General features: G+C 56.6%; 18 protein-coding genes and 1 tRNA gene. 5 read left to right on the top strand and 14 right to left on the bottom strand.

The annotated features are described in order from the left end of the window. Together CJU81_RS21935 and CJU81_RS21925 are read right to left on the bottom strand one after the other, a co-directional pair. Window positions 1-642, bottom strand: a 642-nt coding sequence (locus CJU81_RS21935; RefSeq protein WP_254924909.1) for an acyl-CoA dehydrogenase family protein, incomplete at its 3' end; no start/stop codon positions are given. A gap of 755 nt (window positions 643-1,397) precedes the next feature. Further along, window positions 1,398-1,487, bottom strand: a tRNA-Ser gene (locus CJU81_RS21925). Window positions 1,488-1,794: 307 nt separating this feature from the next. Between CJU81_RS21925 and CJU81_RS21920 the strand changes: the two genes are divergently transcribed. From CJU81_RS21920 to CJU81_RS21910, 3 genes are all read left to right on the top strand, one after another. Next, a complete protein-coding gene (locus CJU81_RS21920) occupies window positions 1,795-2,484 on the top strand; it encodes a crotonase/enoyl-CoA hydratase family protein (protein WP_095038234.1) in 690 nt (229 codons plus the stop codon). 222 nt (window positions 2,485-2,706) lie between these two features. Further along, window positions 2,707-3,489 carry a lysophospholipid acyltransferase family protein gene (locus CJU81_RS21915; RefSeq protein WP_095038233.1) on the top strand — a complete coding sequence of 261 codons (783 nt, stop codon included), beginning with the start codon at window positions 2,707-2,709 and terminating at the stop codon, window positions 3,487-3,489. Between the two features lie 83 nt (window positions 3,490-3,572). Further along, complete coding sequence (locus CJU81_RS21910) at window positions 3,573-4,544, top strand: magnesium and cobalt transport protein CorA (RefSeq protein ID WP_095038232.1); 972 nt, start codon at window positions 3,573-3,575, stop codon at window positions 4,542-4,544. 26 nt (window positions 4,545-4,570) lie between these two features. Here the strand turns inward: CJU81_RS21910 and CJU81_RS21905 are convergent, their stop codons facing one another. Then, window positions 4,571-5,293: an amidotransferase gene (locus tag CJU81_RS21905; protein ID WP_095038231.1), complete on the bottom strand. Its 723-nt coding sequence runs from the start codon at window positions 5,291-5,293 to the stop codon at window positions 4,571-4,573. Between the two features lie 317 nt (window positions 5,294-5,610). On the opposite strand from CJU81_RS21905, the gene CJU81_RS21900 reads away from it, so the two are divergent. Next, the gene (locus CJU81_RS21900; protein WP_095038230.1) at window positions 5,611-5,802 is read left to right on the top strand and encodes a hypothetical protein; all 192 of its coding nucleotides are present in this window, start codon (window positions 5,611-5,613) and stop codon (window positions 5,800-5,802) included. A gap of 117 nt (window positions 5,803-5,919) precedes the next feature. Here CJU81_RS21900 and CJU81_RS21895 read toward each other — a convergent pair whose 3' ends face one another. The 10 genes from CJU81_RS21895 to CJU81_RS21850 form a co-directional block, all read right to left on the bottom strand. Then, complete coding sequence (locus tag CJU81_RS21895; RefSeq protein ID WP_016779973.1) at window positions 5,920-6,261, bottom strand: ribonuclease E inhibitor RraB; 342 nt, start codon at window positions 6,259-6,261, stop codon at window positions 5,920-5,922. Between the two features lie 265 nt (window positions 6,262-6,526). Beyond that, a complete protein-coding gene (locus CJU81_RS21890) occupies window positions 6,527-7,135 on the bottom strand; it encodes an START domain-containing protein (protein ID WP_095038229.1) in 609 nt (202 codons plus the stop codon). A 47-nt stretch (window positions 7,136-7,182) separates the two neighbouring features. Next, window positions 7,183-7,437, bottom strand: a complete 255-nt coding sequence (locus CJU81_RS21885) for a YkgJ family cysteine cluster protein (protein WP_016779971.1) — start codon at window positions 7,435-7,437, stop codon at window positions 7,183-7,185. A 153-nt stretch (window positions 7,438-7,590) separates the two neighbouring features. After that, window positions 7,591-8,064, bottom strand: a complete 474-nt coding sequence (locus tag CJU81_RS21880; RefSeq protein ID WP_176464895.1) for a translation initiation factor 2 — start codon at window positions 8,062-8,064, stop codon at window positions 7,591-7,593. 71 nt (window positions 8,065-8,135) lie between these two features. Next, a complete protein-coding gene (locus CJU81_RS21875) occupies window positions 8,136-9,605 on the bottom strand; it encodes an aminotransferase-like domain-containing protein (protein ID WP_095038227.1) in 1,470 nt (489 codons plus the stop codon). 271 nt (window positions 9,606-9,876) lie between these two features. Beyond that, window positions 9,877-10,692 carry an OmpA family protein gene (locus CJU81_RS21870; RefSeq protein ID WP_095038226.1) on the bottom strand — a complete coding sequence of 272 codons (816 nt, stop codon included), beginning with the start codon at window positions 10,690-10,692 and terminating at the stop codon, window positions 9,877-9,879. Beyond that, window positions 10,689-11,045, bottom strand: a complete 357-nt coding sequence (locus tag CJU81_RS21865) for a DUF4398 domain-containing protein (protein ID WP_095038225.1) — start codon at window positions 11,043-11,045, stop codon at window positions 10,689-10,691. The genes CJU81_RS21870 and CJU81_RS21865 overlap by 4 nt, the downstream gene beginning before the upstream one ends. 9 nt (window positions 11,046-11,054) lie before the next feature. Then, window positions 11,055-11,873: a substrate-binding periplasmic protein gene (locus CJU81_RS21860; protein ID WP_095038224.1), complete on the bottom strand. Its 819-nt coding sequence runs from the start codon at window positions 11,871-11,873 to the stop codon at window positions 11,055-11,057. A 137-nt stretch (window positions 11,874-12,010) separates the two neighbouring features. Further along, the gene (locus tag CJU81_RS21855; RefSeq protein WP_095038223.1) at window positions 12,011-12,940 is read right to left on the bottom strand and encodes an electron transfer flavoprotein subunit alpha/FixB family protein; all 930 of its coding nucleotides are present in this window, start codon (window positions 12,938-12,940) and stop codon (window positions 12,011-12,013) included. A 2-nt stretch (window positions 12,941-12,942) separates the two neighbouring features. Beyond that, window positions 12,943-13,692 carry an electron transfer flavoprotein subunit beta/FixA family protein gene (locus CJU81_RS21850; protein ID WP_046809636.1) on the bottom strand — a complete coding sequence of 250 codons (750 nt, stop codon included), beginning with the start codon at window positions 13,690-13,692 and terminating at the stop codon, window positions 12,943-12,945. A 547-nt stretch (window positions 13,693-14,239) separates the two neighbouring features. Between CJU81_RS21850 and CJU81_RS21845 the strand changes: the two genes are divergently transcribed. Beyond that, the gene (locus CJU81_RS21845) at window positions 14,240-15,904 is read left to right on the top strand and encodes an electron transfer flavoprotein-ubiquinone oxidoreductase (protein ID WP_095038222.1); all 1,665 of its coding nucleotides are present in this window, start codon (window positions 14,240-14,242) and stop codon (window positions 15,902-15,904) included. Between the two features lie 156 nt (window positions 15,905-16,060). On the opposite strand, the gene CJU81_RS21840 is transcribed toward CJU81_RS21845, so the two are convergent. Next, entirely contained in the window at window positions 16,061-16,954 is an 894-nt protein-coding gene (locus tag CJU81_RS21840; RefSeq protein WP_095038221.1) for an AraC family transcriptional regulator, read from the bottom strand. Window positions 16,955-17,125: the final 171 nt, after the last annotated feature.

The raw sequence follows: 17,125 nt of genomic DNA, 5'->3' as shown, positions 1-17,125 counted from the left end.
TCGGTACTCAAGTGTTTGTATTGGGTAGACATGGCAACACCTTACATCAGGTGTTGCACTTGTTCCTTGAGACCGCCCACCCGGATCGTCAGCGTGTACAAGAAACACTTGCATGTCCGCGGTATCACCATGGACAAACAGCAAAAAATAATTCGCCGTCTCACCGCCGGTGACGATCTTTTTCACGGCATTCACCGTATAAGTTTTACCGTCTGCAGCGGGCACTGCACGGGAGACAAAAGAAAAAGCATCGGCATCTTCTGTATAAGCAAACGCGCCGCCTGTTTTACCCTCAATCAGGTGAACCAGGTATTCGTTATTTATATCTTCGCGCCCCACTGCAATCAAAAACGAAATAAATGACATCCTCACGGATATCAAAAAGGGAAACGATAAGTCCGCGGATAAATACCCGAGTTTTTCCAGCACACGGCCCCACTGGGCATAACCAACTTCCTGGCCGCCCCACACGGCGGGCAAGTTGTATTTATACAACCCCAATCGTGCGAACTTTTCTATCAGCGCATTGGAAATAGGAATAGAGAGACGATCACGTTCTTCGACGGTGCAATTAAGCTCCTTATCGATCAGCGTGCCAAAAATAGCTTGAATATCACCCGCACCTTGCCAGTCAACATTCATCGTAGTTCCTTCTACGTCAAACAATTGGAAAGCAAGCGCCACAGAAAACCGGTCCTGGAATCGTGTCGCACTGCTTAGTGCGAACAGATATTAGATCAGAACTAAAAACATGCAAGGCGCCTTAGCGCAAATAAACCCGCCCCGTTAAATATGACACCACTCATACTCTTCTAAGTTACCGATAACGCTCACTATTAAATATAAGACTGTTTGCATCATTACCGTGACCCACTGGCGCGGCGATCACATATTCAGCCATTCGGGTTTAACGGGCGCCTTGCAGCAGCGAATTGTGCGACGACTGCATCGGCGGATGCAGCCTCACGCTGCTTGCCAGCGACACAGGTCCTTGCCTGCAACAATCAACGCGCCATAAACGGCAACGTGTCCAAAGCACAGTCGTTCTTGAGCGTTGACGGCTCGAGCATCAGCAGAGGCGCTCCGGTGTCCTCGTTGAAAAATAATTGCTCAATGCGCCCATTTCGCTGCGAATCTGCGCCTGGGGTACACCGGGAGGGGGCGTGTACTGCTGGACCTGGACGCAACCTGCAGTCAGCAACAACAGCACACCAAGGGGGGGAGCGCTTTCATGATCGTCTAAATCCATTTAGGTTCGAAGAAGAGCATTCAAGCAGAACACGGGCAGTTCAGCGGTCGTGCTCCCATATTGTTCCCATATCGCCCTTTTTCAGACGCCAGAAACCACAAACCCCCGACTTTCTCTAGGAAAATCAGGGGTTTGTGTTTACTTAATGTGGCGGTGAAGGAGAGATTCGAACTCTCGATACAATTTCTTGTATACACACTTTCCAGGCGTGCTCCTTAAGCCACTCGGACACTTCACCGTATCTCTTCAAACAAGTTCTGTCTGTCGAGGCGCGCTAATGTAGTCGAAAGCTTTCGATATGACAAATGTTTTTTTCAGAATTTTCATGTGCTTACGAAAATAGTCCTTTTGGCGGTATGCGCCTGAGGGGTGTTTCTGCCAAATTCCGGCACCGCAGCTTCGCCCGCTCAAGCCAAATCCCTGCTGCGCTGCCCTCTATATAGAAGGCGCAGGCCAATTGCATGACTCATCAGTCAGTCATGGCCCTTTACCTGCGCCAAAGGGCTGGGTAACGTCTGCTCCACTTCATAACAAGGATTTGCGCCATGAGTGACTTGATTGCCTATCACCTGGAAGACGGTATCGCTACGCTGACCTTGAGCAATGGCAAGGTCAATGCCATCTCCCCGGATGTGATCACTGCGTTTAATGCCGCGCTGGACCAGGCTGAGCAGGATCGCGCTGTCGTCATTATTACCGGGCAACCAGGCATTCTCTCTGGCGGCTACGACTTGAAGGTGATGACGGCCAGCCCCGAGCAAGCCATCGAGCTGGTAAGGCAGGGCTCGACCCTCGCTCGCCGCATGCTCGCGCATCCGTTCCCGGTGGTCATTGCCTGCACAGGCCATGCGGTAGCCAAAGGCGCATTCCTGTTGTTGTCGGTGGATTACCGCATCGGCGTGGAAGGCCCGTTCAGCATCGGCCTGAACGAAGTGCAGATCGGCATGACCATGCACCACGCCGGTATCGAGCTGGCCCGCGATCGCCTGCGTAAATCCGCATTCCATCGCTCGGTCATCAACGGAGAGATGTTTAACCCGCTCACCGCAGTCGATGCCGGCTTCCTCGACAAGGTGGTCAAGCCTGAAGAATTGCAGGCTGCTGCCCTGGAAGCTGCCCGTCAGTTGAAAAAGATCAATATGAAGGCTCACAGGAACACCAAGCTTAAAGTGCGCAAAGCACTGCTGGAGACTCTGGACAAAGCAATCGAAGAAGATCAGCTGCATCCGCTCTAAGCCTGCCCCTGAAAAAACGCCCCCGATTGCGCCCTGCAATCGGGGACGCCCCTGCCCTCACCCCTGCGCGCAAATCTGCCCGGAACATCTCTGGCCCGGGCCTGCGCGCCCGCGCTGAAACAAATGCTAAAACTTCAGCTATCTCCTACTTGTATCGGGGTAATTGCTGAATACAGTGCACATCCGTACACTGCGCCGTCTTTTGTTTTCGCGAGCCTGTAAATGCTACTTTCGATACGTATGTTGTTGATGTGTCTGCATTTTATGCTCGCAGGCGTACTGGGTGTCTTGCTGGGCATGTGCCGCCCCTTCAACCCTGACAACAGCCGCCTGTGCGCGCGCCTGTATGCATGGCCATCCCGATGGATCCTGGGCTACAAGCTCAAGACTGAAGTCGGGCCGTTGATGGACAAACCGCAAAGCTGTGTTGTGATCGCCAATCATCAGTCCAACTACGACCTGTTTGTGTTCGGCAACGTAGTGCCGCGCCGCACGGTGTGCATCGGCAAAAAAAGCCTCAAGTGGGTGCCCCTTTTCGGCCAGCTGTTCTGGTTGGCGGGCAACGTGCTGATTGATCGCGGCAATGCCCAGAAAGCGCGCAAGTCGATGCTCACGACAACGCGCACCCTGCAAGAGAAGGACACTTCGATCTGGGTCTTCCCGGAGGGCACGCGCAATCTGGGCAAAACCCTGCTGCCTTTCAAGAAAGGCGCATTCCAGATGGCAATCACTGCCGGGGTGCCGATCGTGCCGGTGTGTGTCAGCACTTATAGCCAGCACTTGCGGCTCAACCGCTGGCACAGCGCCGATATCCAGATTCGTTCATTGCCGGCAATCCCGACGGCCGGCCTGACCCTGGATGATATTCCGCGCCTGATGCAGCAGTGCCACGAGCAGATGCGCGAGTGCATCGAAGCCATGGACCGCGAACTGCTAAGCCAGCAAAACCGTCACTTGCCACCCGTGGCAGGAGGCAACGCGACAGCATCCAATCCGAACCTCTGAACCTTTGTCGACTCAAAGTGGTTCATTGCGCGCTAAGCTGCATATTTGCGCCATAACCCACTGAAGAAGAAGCGATTAGAACTATGGGGAGAGTTGTTGCTGCTGCGGTTTACAGCGCAGGCAAGAAAGTCACCAATATCACTCTGGACGAAGGCAGTGAGTGGGCGAAAAAGCCCGGCCACTTCGTCTGGATTGGTCTGGAGCAACCCGACGCGCAAGAGCTGAGTAACTTGCAACGCCAGTTCAACCTGCATGAACTGGCCATAGAAGATGCCCTTGAGCAGCACAGCCGGCCCAAGCTTGAGACCTTTGGCGATGCGCTGTTTATCGTGATCTATTCGCCGATTCGCCATGAAGGCAAATTGGAGTTTGTCGAAACCCATATCTTTGCCGGCAACGGCTACATCATCACCAGCCGCAACGGCCATTCGGCCTCGTACAAGGCTGTGCGCCAGCGTTGTGAGGCTCGCCCGCTGCTGCTGGAACATGGTGAAGACTTTGTGCTGTATGCGCTGCTCGACTTCGTCACAGAGAGCTATCAGCCGGTCAACGAAGCCATCCACGCCGAAATCGATCAGCTTGAGCAGAGCATCATGGGCAATGCCCTGAACGAGGCCGATATCGTCCACTTGCATGGTCTGCGCCGGGATGTGCTACGTCTGCGCCGCTATGTGGCACCCATGGTCGAGATCAGCGAAGAATTGCAGCGCCTGACCTTCCCCTTTATCGACAAGAACATGCGACCGTACTTTCGCGACGTGCAGATTCACGTTACCCGCCAGATGGAAGACCTCACCAACCTGCGGGATATCGCTACCCAGACGATTGAAGTCGTGGTGTTGCTGGAGTCTTCACGCCAGAGCATCGTGCAGCGCAAATTCGCCGCCTGGGCTGCCATCCTGGCCTTCCCCACGGCAGTGGCGGGGATTTACGGGATGAACTTCCAGAACATGCCGGAGCTGAGCTGGCATTACGGCTATTTTGGTGTACTGGGGTTTATTGCGGTGGGGGTCACCGGCCTGTGGGCCAGCTTCAAGCGATCTGGCTGGCTCTAACCCCCCCACATGTATCGAGCCGGATATCAGGCGGTCTGCGGCTTGTGTGAAACAAAACGCATCATCCACTCGGCAACGGTACGCCCATGATGGTCCTGGCCCAGGCTGGCAATGCCGCTGCTGTAAACCTGCTCGCCCAAATGCTCCTGACGCAGATCCAGAAGGGCCCGCGAATAATCGTGGATAAACTCGGGGTGGCCCTGGAAGCACAGCACCTGATTATTGATATGGTAGGCGGCATAGGGGCAGAAATCGCTGGATGCAATGACCGTGGCGTTCTCCGGCAGCGCTGTGACCTGATCCTGATGACTGATCAGCAGCGTCAGGTCTTCAACCACAGGGCTCATCCACGGCGCCCTGGCCGCCAGCTTGTACTGATGGGTACCTACGCCCCAACCCTGGGTGGCACGCTCGCTCTTGCCGCCCAGCAGCAGCGCCAGCAATTGATGGCCAAAACACACGCCCAGCAATTTGTCGCCGCGCTCGTAACGGCTCAGCAAGTAAGTCTTGAGCGTTTGAATCCACGGATCGGTGCCAAATGAATCCGCCTTGCTGCCGGTAACCAGGTAAGCATCGAACGTCTGGTCATCAGACGGATATTCGCCATGCATGACATTGAAAACAGTGAACTTTGCCGCGATTGGCTGCGTGGAGAACAGGCGCACGAACATTTGCCCGTAGCCCTGATATTGATCAACAAACTCTGGACGCAGAATGTCGGTTTCCAGAATGCAGATGCGTAGCGACATAAAAGTACCTGGCACGATAAAGGCGAAAGTAATGATGACAACAGACCTGAGCCTGCCCTGAAAGGCTATTTGATGGCAAGTACTGAACGTGGCAATCGCCCTTCAGCCCTTTAAAACGGGGGCTTTTGTAGGACAAAACAGGATTGCTCTGCACTCCCTGACGAACGGTAGGGGGCTAAGATTATGGGCGCCTGATGGGCCCGTTGCGTCTAGATACGGGTCGACAGGTCAGGCGTAGAAAACCTAATAGCGTTTTAGAAACTTACTGCACTTGGATGATGTTAAAGGGTTCTAAGCCATGTCTTATGAGGGCTCTAATGTTAACCCTGTTGCCAGGGCCGCTTTCTTTTCGAGGCATTGATCTCTTGGCGCAGGCATTGTCGTTCAGGAAAAACAAAAAAAGGCAGATAGCCATGTTCAAACATACGAAAGTACGCCAAGCCGGTCTTATCCTCTTCGCTACCACCTTGCTGCTGATCTTGCCAAACCTGACCAAGGTTATCGGTTAAAGACACGCCCATATGCCGAAGACGTGCACCTCCTGCGCGTCTTCGCGGGCTTGAGGCCATGGCGAAAAAAGCAAAACGGCCAGCCCTTGGGCCAGCCGAGAAACAATCAAACGCCTTTCAATTGAGCAGGCCACGCACCTCCTGCTTGACGCCCCAGCCTTCGATAATCCCGCCCAGCGGCACCACTACTGCTTCAAAGTCCTGCTCAAAATCGCCGATTCCCCCATAGGTGGCATACATCACCTTGCTCAACTCCAGATGCCAGGCACCGTCATCTCGCACATTGATCTGCGCATTCAGGGACTCACCACAAAATTTTTGTGCAGCTCTGCGCGCCCGCTCCTCGTCCGGAAAGATCGCGTAAAACTCGATGGGATGGATACGTGAAAAATCAAAACCGCCTTCTTTCATGCGGCGCAGCACATAGCTGCTGAGGTCTTCTTGATGGGCTGTGCTCATGAAACGTCCTCCTCGCAATGGATAGACATTCAGCGCTCCCCTTCGGCAGCATTCAGGCCGTAACAAGGGAAGAAATAAGCATGTAGCGAACAAGATCAGAGCCAGTCGATTACTTCGCTGGTCTGGATGCAGAGTAGCTCCAGGGCGCGGCATCTGCCAAGGGGGCCAACAATGAATTTCAACAGGTTTTTTCGTTTGTCGGAAAAAACCGCGCCCGGTACCCGGACAGATGCGCTGTCCAGGACCCGGCTTGCGCTGCTGTAAGTTACGGCTTTTCAGCGCGCTCTTTCAGCCCTTTGAGGGTATTGAAAGGCGCATCAACTACAAACTTGTTGGCCAACCAGGAAGGCACGCTGCCGCCCGGCTCGGTGTGTACCTGATAGGTCACTTCGGTCAGGTTGTCGCCTTTGGGTACCAGCTTCCAGAAGCCGTTTACCTGGGCAACCCGCACAAAGCCCTTTTCTTCCGGAACATAGGTCGGCAGGCCCTTGAGCGTGCGGGTCAGGCTGCCATCTGCGCCCTGGGCAGAGGTTACCAACAGCACCGAATCACGCGGGGTGACCGGCCACGGTGTCTTGAACTGGGTGTAAGTCCAGCTCTGATCGCCTTCATGCTTGAGCAGTTTTTGCGACTGGCACTCATGGATCCAGGTACAAGCGCTAGCCACGTCTTCCTGCAACTTGCTGATTTTGGCCAGTGGCGCCTTAATGGTGGTCACGCCCTGGTAAGCCTTGTACTGGGAACCGGCAACCTCACTCAGCGACACCTTGATGCCGTCCTGATCCTTGGCGACTTTCCAGTCTTCAGCCTGAGCCACACCCACCAGCAGAGCGCTCAAACCACATACCAATGCCACTCTATGCAACGAACCCATTGTCTTATTCCTTATTGTTGAAGGTTTGTTCACTGGACACCAACACGCTAGGCCGCAGTCACCTGCTCCCACCAACCGATCAGGTTGATGGCCTCTTCCCGATTGCTGCCGCACACCTCGATATCTGCCTTGAAATCGCCACACACCGCAGGGCGTTGCGGCTGACCGAACAAACCGCACAAGTAGTCGACAGAAAGATGCAGGCAGCGTTCCCCGGCAGGCTTGCCATTGGGCATGCCGGGCAGCGGTGTACTGATGGAAGGGGCTATGCAGCAAGCGCCACAGCCTTCACGGCAATTCATGACGTTAGCTCCTCATTCGGGGCAAAGCGTGTTGATGACAAGGGATAGTACTCGTTGGAACAGGTGTTTGAAATTGACCGTTCAGCAGAATGTGCCGATAAATCACGGTGACTGATCAGTCAGTTTAGAAGCCCGTTTTTCAGCGCTCGGCACTTATTGTTTGAACTCGAAATCCAGCGCCGCACCTTCGATTTCATTGTGTCGATATTCATTGCGCAATTGCAGGTCCATTTCATTGCTGAGCAAACGCCCGTTGAGCTGAAAAGGACTTTCTTCGACAGACTTTTCACCAAACATGTTGGGCAGCAAGGGTTTGTGCGCAGGCATGGGAACCGTACCCAAGGGGCGCAGTTGCTTGACCATCTCGGGCGGCAGGCGCAAGTCGAGCTTGGCAGCAGGCAAACGCTTTTTGGCGATTTCATGGGCCGGTTTCGATTTGGAGGCGATTGGCTCACGCTTTTTGACCGGCGTGCTTTTCTCGCTGGCGGAAGGTTTGGCCTGTGAATGGACAGATTGCGTCTGCGCAGAAGTGGATGCAGGTTGCACCGGGGCTGCTGTCGCAACCATGGCATTGAGCGCACCCAAAACACCCATCAATACAAGACTCGCACAATATGTCGCTTTCATAACTCCCACAGCTTTAACGGTTCAGGTGCGTATGCTCGCGCTTTACGCACAGGGGAACAAGTTAATTGTAGTCAAAATGCCATCCCGGCTATTGCCGAGCCACCATACAGGCCTGCAGTTTCCTGACAGAGCTGGCTGGCAAGCATGCCAAGTGTCATCAGGGCCCGCTCGGCTTCCCGGTTCCAGGGTGTGCCGCAGTTTAGCCGGATGCAATGATTGAACTGCTCGGTATTACTGAAAATCAGTCCCGGCGCGATACTGATGCCTTGTTGCAGCGCCCGCACATGCAGCTCCTGGGTGTTGACCCGGCCCGGTAAACTGACCCACAGAATAAAACCGCCGCTGGGGCGGGACATCTGCGTACCTTCCGGGAAGTGCTGCTGCACTGCCAGTTGAAAAGCACTGAGGTTTTTTCTGTATTCCTGGCGGATATAGCGTAAATGGCGGTCGTAGCCGCCATTTTCAAGGTAAGCGGCCACACCCATTTGGGTCACGCTGCACGCCGAATGGGTGGTGAAGGTTTGCAGGCGCTGGATTTCCTGCTGAAACTTGCCCGCAATCATCCAGCCGATTCGCACGCCGGGAGACAGGGTTTTGGAAAAGCTCGAACAGTAGATAACCCGATCCAGACGGTCATAGGCCTTCAAAGCCTTGGTCCGGCCGACCTCAAACATCAGTTCGCCATAGATATCATCTTCGACAATCTGGATATCAAAGTCCGAAGCCAGGCGCAGCAGCTGCTTTTGCCGCTCTTCAGGCATGGTCCCGCCCAGGGGATTGCTCAGGCGTGTGGTCAGCACCAAGGCCTTGATCGACCATTGGTTGGCCGCCAGTTGCAGGGCCTCAAGGCTCATGCCGGTGGCCGGGTCGCTGGGGATTTCGATGACTTTCAAGCCCAGCAGATCGGCCAGTTGCAACAAGCCGTAGTAAGTCGGTGACTCTGCCGCGATCAGGTCACCGGGGCGGGTCAGCACCCGTAATGACATTTGCAGGGCATCGACACAGCCGTGGGTGATAATGACCTCAGACGGGTCAACCACCACACCTGCATCACGCATACGAATGGCGACCTGCCGGCGCAGCGGTTCAAAACCGGGGCTGAACATATAGCTGAACGCCCGCGGGCTGTGAAAGCGCGTGACCTTGGCCAATTGCTGATGCAGCGCCCGCACCGGCAAGTAATCGACACTGGGCACCGCCGCGCCCAACGGGAACACGCCTTCGCGGCGGGACTCGACCAGTACTTGCTGGATAATGCTGCTGCGCGTGACTAGCCCCGGGCGCTCGACACGGGCGATATCCGGAGTGGGTGCAGTGAGTGCCGGGGTCTGGTGCACATAGTAGCCGGACTGCGGCCGCGCCCGGATCAAACCCTGGTCTTCAAGATTGGCGTAGGCCTGCAACACCGTGGCATGGCTGACGTTGAGCTGCGAGCTCATCTTGCGCACCGAGGGCACACGCTCGCCCGGCTGATACACGCCACGCCGGATATCTTCAGCCAACTGCTGAGCGATACGTTGATAGAGCAAAAGGTTGGTCATGGCGCCGCACTCGATGTTCAGGCTTTATTTTTGTGGGAACAATACCGGAACAGTTTAGAAGTGTACGGGCACAGTTGTCACTTATCTAAGCCGTACAGCGCGAGTGCGGGGGTAACTGTATGGGTGCAGATCGGAACTTTCCCTGTAGCAGCTGCAGAGACACTGCAACTGTGGGAGCGAGCCTGCTCGCGAAGGTCGTTCGCGAGCAGGCTCGCTCCCACAATAAGGCTTGACCTGCAACAGAGTATCTACAGAGTTTCGGGTAAAACGCTTACCGCGCAGCGCCCAACTGGCCTTTTTCGTCAGAAAAGACAATTTCAACACGTCGATTCTGGGCCCGACCTCGCTCGGTAGCGTTCACGTCCACCGGGTATTGATCGCCATAACCTGCCACCTGGATACGCTTTTCATCGACCCCCAGGTCAATCAGTACATCTGCCACGGCCTGCGCTCGCTCACGGGAAAGCACCAGGTTGTCTTCCTTGCCGCCAGTGCTGTCGGTGTAACCCTCGATGCGCACAACGCGCTTGGGGTTCAACTGCAGGAACTGCACCAGCTTGAGCACAGTGCGATTGGCGGAGTTTTTCAATTCGTCATCACCGGTGTCGAACAGCACATCGCCCAAGGTCATGACCAGACCACGATCAGTCTGAGTAGTGGCCAGGCTGACAATCTGCTCTTCCAGCCACTGACCTTGCTGCTGGACACTCAACAATTTGGCCTCTCGCAAGGCCAGTTGCAGGCGCTGACGTTCCAGTTCGAGCTTGGCCGCGCGCTCTTCGTTGAGCACTTGCTGGGTGTGCTCACGGGCTATTTCGCTGTAGCGCTGGCTCAAATAGGCGTAATGAGCCACGTCTGCGCCGCTGCCCCAGTAACTGGACAAACGATCGGCACGGGCCAGGGATTCACCGGCACGGATCACGTCTTTGGGCGCGATGCGCAACACGCTGGTGTCCTCCTTGACCGCCTGGAAATCCGTACTGGCCTGCTGTAAGGCCTGTTCGCTGTTGTGATGCCCGGCGCATCCGGCCAGGCTCACGCAACCGGCAACCAGCGCCCCCATTAAAACTCTGGACGAAAGGCTCATTGCGCCTCCACCAGTTGTTTGCGCAGGCGCGTGATACGGGTATTGAGCACGTTCAGTTGTTCCTGGCTTTTTTGCGTCAGTACCCGAGCTTCAGCCAAACGGGCGTCAAGCTCGGCCTGTTCAGCGTGCATGCGCGCGTCTTTGTAGGATTCGTCTGCCATATCTGCCAGCGCTTGGGCCAGCTTGTCTTCGGCAAGTTTAAGCTCTGCCAGATCATCAGCATTTGCGCCTACGGCCTTGGCCTGCTCAAGAGCCTGTTCGGTCAAACGCAATTGTTCATTCGGCGCAGGATCGGCTGCACAACCCGCCAGAGCCACAACGGCCAGGGCAGCGAAAAGAGGTCGAATTGTCACTAGGGATTCCTACTGTTTTGGGGCGCTGAGCGGTTGTTGCAGCTGGGTTTTCCACCGCTCCAGATTGCGTTGCACTACCGCCTCGGTCAGGCCGGAGGCGGGCAATTCTGTCATCTTTTTGGCGAGCTGTCCGCGCAACCACGGCTCATTGCAGGACGAGTCGTGGGAAACCGCCAAAAACAGCCCCGGTTGATCCACAGGTTGCGGATGCGCCAGCAAGTCGTCGGCAATACCCAGGGTCTGTGCCGTGGCCATACCAGCGTAGCGACCGGCCAATACATACTCTGCCTGCCCCAGCAGCAGTTGCTGAAACGCCTGGGTCAATCCGGGTTGGGGCTCGAGGGTCAGTTGATGTTGGGCAAACTCGTTGAAGGTCTCGCTTAAACGGGCCTTTTGCGAGACCGCCCCCTTGTGCCCATGCAGGTCTGCGGGGGTTTCGTAGATCAGCGGCGAGTCCTTGCGCGTCCACACCAGGTAATCGTTTCGTACCAGCGGCGGGTGGATGTAATCAAAAGACGAAAGCCCGGCCACGGTCAGCGGCGCATCGAGCAGCATGTCCATGCGCCCGGTACGTACTTCGTCCTGGGCCTGGGCGCGCTTGCCGCCATACAGCACTTCGACCTTGATCCCCAGCTCTTGCCCTGCCTGCTGGATCAGGTCGGCACTGGCGCCGATCAAGTGGGCCGGGTCGGCCGGATCACGCCACAGATAAGGCGGCGCATCGGGGCTGCCGGTGACAATCAGGCGCTCGCACTTGCCCGCCGCCTCGGACAGCAGTGGCAAAAATGCCAGCCCCAACAGCAGCCTGCTGATCTGACGCTTATCCATATCCAAACGCTCCCTCCGTACAATTGACAGGCATAAAAAAGCCCGGCAACCCGGGCGGTGAAGACAGGCAGAACACTGAGTGCCCCGCCCTTCCCAACGCCCCGGTAACCGGGCTCTTTATAAGTGAAGCAACTGGATTAAACCAGCTTCTCCAACTCAGGTACCGCTTCGAACAAGTCCGCAACCAGGCCGTAATCGGCCACCTGGAAGATCGGAGCCTCTTCGTCCTTGTTGATCGCAACGATCACCTTGGAATCTTTCATACCGGCCAGATGCTGGATCGCGCCGGAAATGCCCACCGCGATGTACAGCTGTGGCGCAACGATTTTACCGGTCTGACCGACCTGCATGTCGTTAGGCACAAAACCTGCGTCCACTGCTGCGCGAGATGCGCCAACCGCAGCACCCAGCTTGTCAGCCAGGGTGTAGAGCAGTTTGAAGTTGTCACCGTTCTGCATGCCGCGACCGCCGGAAACCACGATTTTGGCAGCGGTCAGTTCAGGGCGGTCCGACTTGGCCAGTTCTTCGCCCACGAACGAGGAAGTGCCTGCATCGTGAACCGCTGCAACCGCTTCAACCGCTGCCGAACCACCTTGCGCGGCAACCGGGTCGAAACCGGTGGCACGTACGGTGATCACTTTCACTGGCGCAGTGGACTGCACGGTGGCAATGGCGTTACCGGCGTAGATCGGACGGGTGAAAGTATCAGCGCTGACGACCGAAACGATCTCGGAGATCTGATCCACGTCCAGCTGTGCAGCAACGCGCGGCAGGATGTTTTTGCCGTTGGAGGTCGCGGCGGCCAGGATGTGGCTGTAGCCGGCACCCAGCTCTGCTACCAGTGGTGCAACGTTTTCCGGCAACTGATGGGCGTAAGCCGCGTTATCAGCAACCAGTACTTTGGCCACGCCAGCGATTTGTGCAGCCGCTTCGGCTACAGCGCCAATGCCCTGGCCTGCAACCAGAACGTGGATGTCGCCACCGATTTTAGCGGCAGCGGCTACGGTGTTCAGCGTGGCCGGAGCCAGTGCCTTGCCGTCGTGTTCTGCGATTACCAAGATAGTCATGATTAGATTACCTTCGCTTCGTTTTTCAGTTTCTCGACCAGTTCAGCCACCGACTTGACCTTGATACCCGCGCTGCGTGCAGCCGGGGCTTCAACTTTCAGGGTCTTGTTGGTCGAAGCAGTCGAAACACCCAACGCGTCTGGCGTCAGTACTTCAAGCGGCTTTTTCTTGGCTTTCATGATGTTTGGCAGGGACGCATAACGCGGCTCGTTCAAACGCAGGTCGGTGGTGATGATCGCCGGCAAGCTCAGCGAAACAGTTTGCGCGCCGCCGTCTACTTCACGGGTCACGGCAACCTTGTCGCCTGCCACTTCAACCTTGGACGCGAACGTACCCTGACCGAAACCGGTCAGCGCAGCCAGCATCTGGCCCGTCTGGTTGTTGTCGCTGTCGATGGCCTGTTTGCCCAGGATCACCAGCTGTGGCTGTTCCTTGTCGACAACGGCCTTGAGCAGCTTGGCCACGGCCAGCGAGGTCAGGTCTTCGGCGGACTCGACGAGAATGGCGCGATCTGCACCCAGCGCCAGCGCGGTACGCAGCTGTTCCTGAGCGGTGGTCGGGCCGATGGAGACGACGACGATTTCAGTCGCAACGCCTTTCTCTTTCAGGCGTACGGCTTCTTCCACGGCGATTTCGCAGAAGGGGTTCATCGACATCTTGACGTTGGCGAGGTCAACGCCGGAGTTGTCCGCTTTGACGCGTACTTTAACGTTGTAATCGACCACTCGTTTGACAGCTACAAGAACCTTCATGGATTCCTCGTTACTCTCCGGTGAAAAGAAAGTCGCCTAGGCGAACCTGGCGGTTGATGCACAGTGGCACAAGGGCACCTCCAAAGATCGTTGCCTTATTAATAGACGGGTACCAGCGACTGCCCCTGCGACCGTCTGTCCGATGTGACTAACAAGTCATCCACCAAAAGGACGTGTAAACTCCGCTGCAAAAATGGCAGGCTCCCACTGGCTCGTGCCTGTGCCCTGTCTTTAGAGGTGCTCTTGAAACCGACAATCAGCCTACGGCGAGCGCAAAACCGACCGTATCTTGACCGGAACACCATTTGCGGTCAATACAGCAAATGGGCCAGTTTTAAGCCGCGCGTCTTTGATTTGTCTGGGTTGCAGTGAATTCAAACAAACGTTTGTATTGGACCCTGCCAGTGGTGTAGATATAATGCCCGACCTCATAGAGAGAGCGGCGCCTCATCCATTGCGTCCTTGGCCCCACGCCGAGGGAATAATGGATGAAACGCCAAACCTCCAATTAGAAAAATACCGTTGAGCCTTGAGTAGGAGAGAACCTGTGGAACGCGAATACATGGAATTCGACGTGGTCATCGTCGGCGCCGGCCCTGCCGGTTTGTCCGCCGCCTGCCGCCTGAAGCAGAAGGCCGCCGAAGCCGGTAAAGAAATCAGCGTCTGCGTGGTTGAAAAAGGCTCCGAAGTCGGCGCTCACATCCTGTCCGGTGCGGTCTTTGAACCTCGCGCCCTGAACGAGTTGTTCCCGGACTGGAAAGAGCTCGGCGCTCCGCTCAACACTCCCGTTACCCGCGACGATATTTATGTACTGCGCAGCGACAGCACCGCGACCAAGGTGCCAGACCTGTTTGTGCCAAAAACCATGCACAACGAAGGCAACTACATCATCTCCCTGGGCAACCTGTGCCGCTGGCTGGCACAGCAGGCCGAAAACCTGGGCGTAGAAATCTACCCGGGGTTCGCTGCTCAAGAAGTGCTGTTCGACGAAAACAATGTGGTTCGCGGGATCATCACCGGCGACCTGGGCGTTGACCGCGAAGGCAACCCCAAGGAAGGCCTGTACACCCCGGGCATGGAACTGCGTGGCAAGTACACCTTGTTCGCCGAAGGCTGCCGCGGCCACCTGGGCAAGCAACTGATCGAGCGCTTCAAGCTCGACAGCGACGCAGATGCCCAGCATTACGGTATCGGCCTGAAAGAAATCTGGGAAATCGACCCGGCCAAGCACCAGCCAGGTCTGGTGGTGCACACTGCTGGCTGGCCGCTGGACATTATCAGCAGCGAAAACACCGGTGGTTCTTTCCTGTATCACCTGGAAAACAACCAGGTCGTTGTCGGCCTGATCGTTGACCTGTCCTACAGCAACACTTTCCTGTCGCCATTCGACGAGTTCCAGCGCCTCAAGCACCACCCGGTACTCAAACAGTACCTGGACGGCGGCAAGCGCATCAGCTACGGCGCACGCGCCCTGGCCAAGGGCGGCCTGAACTCGCTGCCAAAAATGGTCTTCAACGGTGGCGCACTGATCGGTTGCGACCTGGGCACCATGAACGTAGCGAAGATCAAGGGCAGCCACACCGCCATGAAGTCCGGCATGCTCGCAGCAGAAGCCGTGGCTGACTCGCTGCTGACTGGCTCCGAAGGCGGTGATGCACTCGACACTTACGTTGAAGCCTTCAAGGCCAGCTGGTTGTTCGACGAGCTGTTCGCCAGCCGTAACTTCGGCCCGGCAATGCACAAGTTCGGCCCGATCATGGGCGCCGGTTTCAACTGGATGGACCAGAACATCTTCGGCGGCAAACTGCCGTTTACCCTGCACGACACCAAGCCAGACTATGCGTGTCTGAAACAGGCCAAGGACTGCAAGAAGATCGACTACCCGAAACCGGACGGCAAGCTCAGCTTCGACAAGCTCAGCTCGGTATTTATCTCCAGCACCAACCACGAAGAAGAGCAGCCTTGCCACCTCAAGCTGCGCGACCCGAGCATCCCGATCAGCGTGAACCTGCCGCTCTACGACGAGCCTGCGCAGCGTTATTGCCCGGCGGGTGTGTACGAAGTGATCACCCAGGAAAGCGGCGAAAAGCGCTTCCAGATCAACTCGCAAAACTGCGTGCACTGCAAAACCTGTGACATCAAGGACCCTTCGCAGAACATCACCTGGGTAACCCCGGAAGGTGGCGGCGGGCCGACTTACCCGAACATGTAAGTCAAAAAAAGGCTCCTTCGGGGGCCTTTTTTATTGCCCCCGGATTTGTGGGAGCGGGCTTGCTCGCGATGTGATCCGCCCAGGCTTGCCTGACAGACTGCGCTGTGCGCATCGCGAGCAAGCCCGCTCCCACAACACGCCCGTCACACCGGCTGGCTAGCACCCCACCCCTTCATGACCGGGGCTGCGCTCAAAGTAGCGCTTGTACTCGCGACTGAACTGCGAAGTACTCTGATAGCCCACCTTCTCGGCCACCTGCGCTACACCCAGCCCCTCACTCAATAGCAACTGCTGCGCCCGCAACAGCCGCAAACGCTTGAGGTACTGCACCGGCGACAACAAGGTGCTGCGCTTGAAATGCTCATGGAAGGTAGAGGCGCTCATATTGGCGCAACGGGCCAGGGTCTCTACATTCAGCGGCTGCGCAAAGTGCTCGTGCAAGTAGCTCAACGACGCCGCGACCCGCGCAAACTGCCCCTGCTGCTCGACCAGCGCCCGCAACACCCCCGCCTGCGGGCCGCGCAAGGCTGCGAACAGCACTTCACGCAGTCGCGCCTGACCCATGATGCGGCACTCCAGCGGGTCATGCAGGCAGCGCAGCAAACGTTCGACGGCCTGGCGCATATCGTCATCCAGTACGGCCGAAGTCATCGACTCGGGCGTCTGCGCCACAGCACTGCGATCAGGCGCCAGGCCCATAGCCAGTACCAGCTCACCCAATACCGCGCGGTCAATACTGATCGCCACCCCCAGCAGCGGGGCGTCCTCGGAGGCGAAGGTTTCACACTCGAAAGGCACCGACAGCGCCTGCACCAGATAATGCCCGGCGCCGTACTCCATTGTGCGCTGGCCCAGATAGGCCAATTTACTGCCTTGGGCGATCACCATTAGGCTAGGCTCATAGATCTGCGGCATCCGGGCCACTACCCGGCACGCCGATACCACACGAACTTCAGGCAACAAGGTCGACACAAAACCGGTTTGCGTCGCGAGTGGCTCGATCAGGGACACGAGCGTGGCGTTCTCATCACGATGACGAGTCAAAAACATATAGAGCGTTTCACAAGAGGAATAGACAGCTGCATCTTCGCAGAATTGGTCAATAAAGCGACACCCGGGCCATGACACCGGAGGAATAGGCATGACAAGCGGAGGAATCGTCATAGTCCTGAAAGATGTGTAAGCGCAAAATTGCGCCCTGTTCACAGCTAACGCTACGCG

The sequence above is a fragment of the Pseudomonas fragi genome (genome assembly GCF_002269505.1).
GTDB lineage: Bacteria > Pseudomonadota > Gammaproteobacteria > Pseudomonadales > Pseudomonadaceae > Aquipseudomonas > Aquipseudomonas fragi_D.
This window is presented reverse-complemented; position numbering and strand designations above follow the sequence as displayed.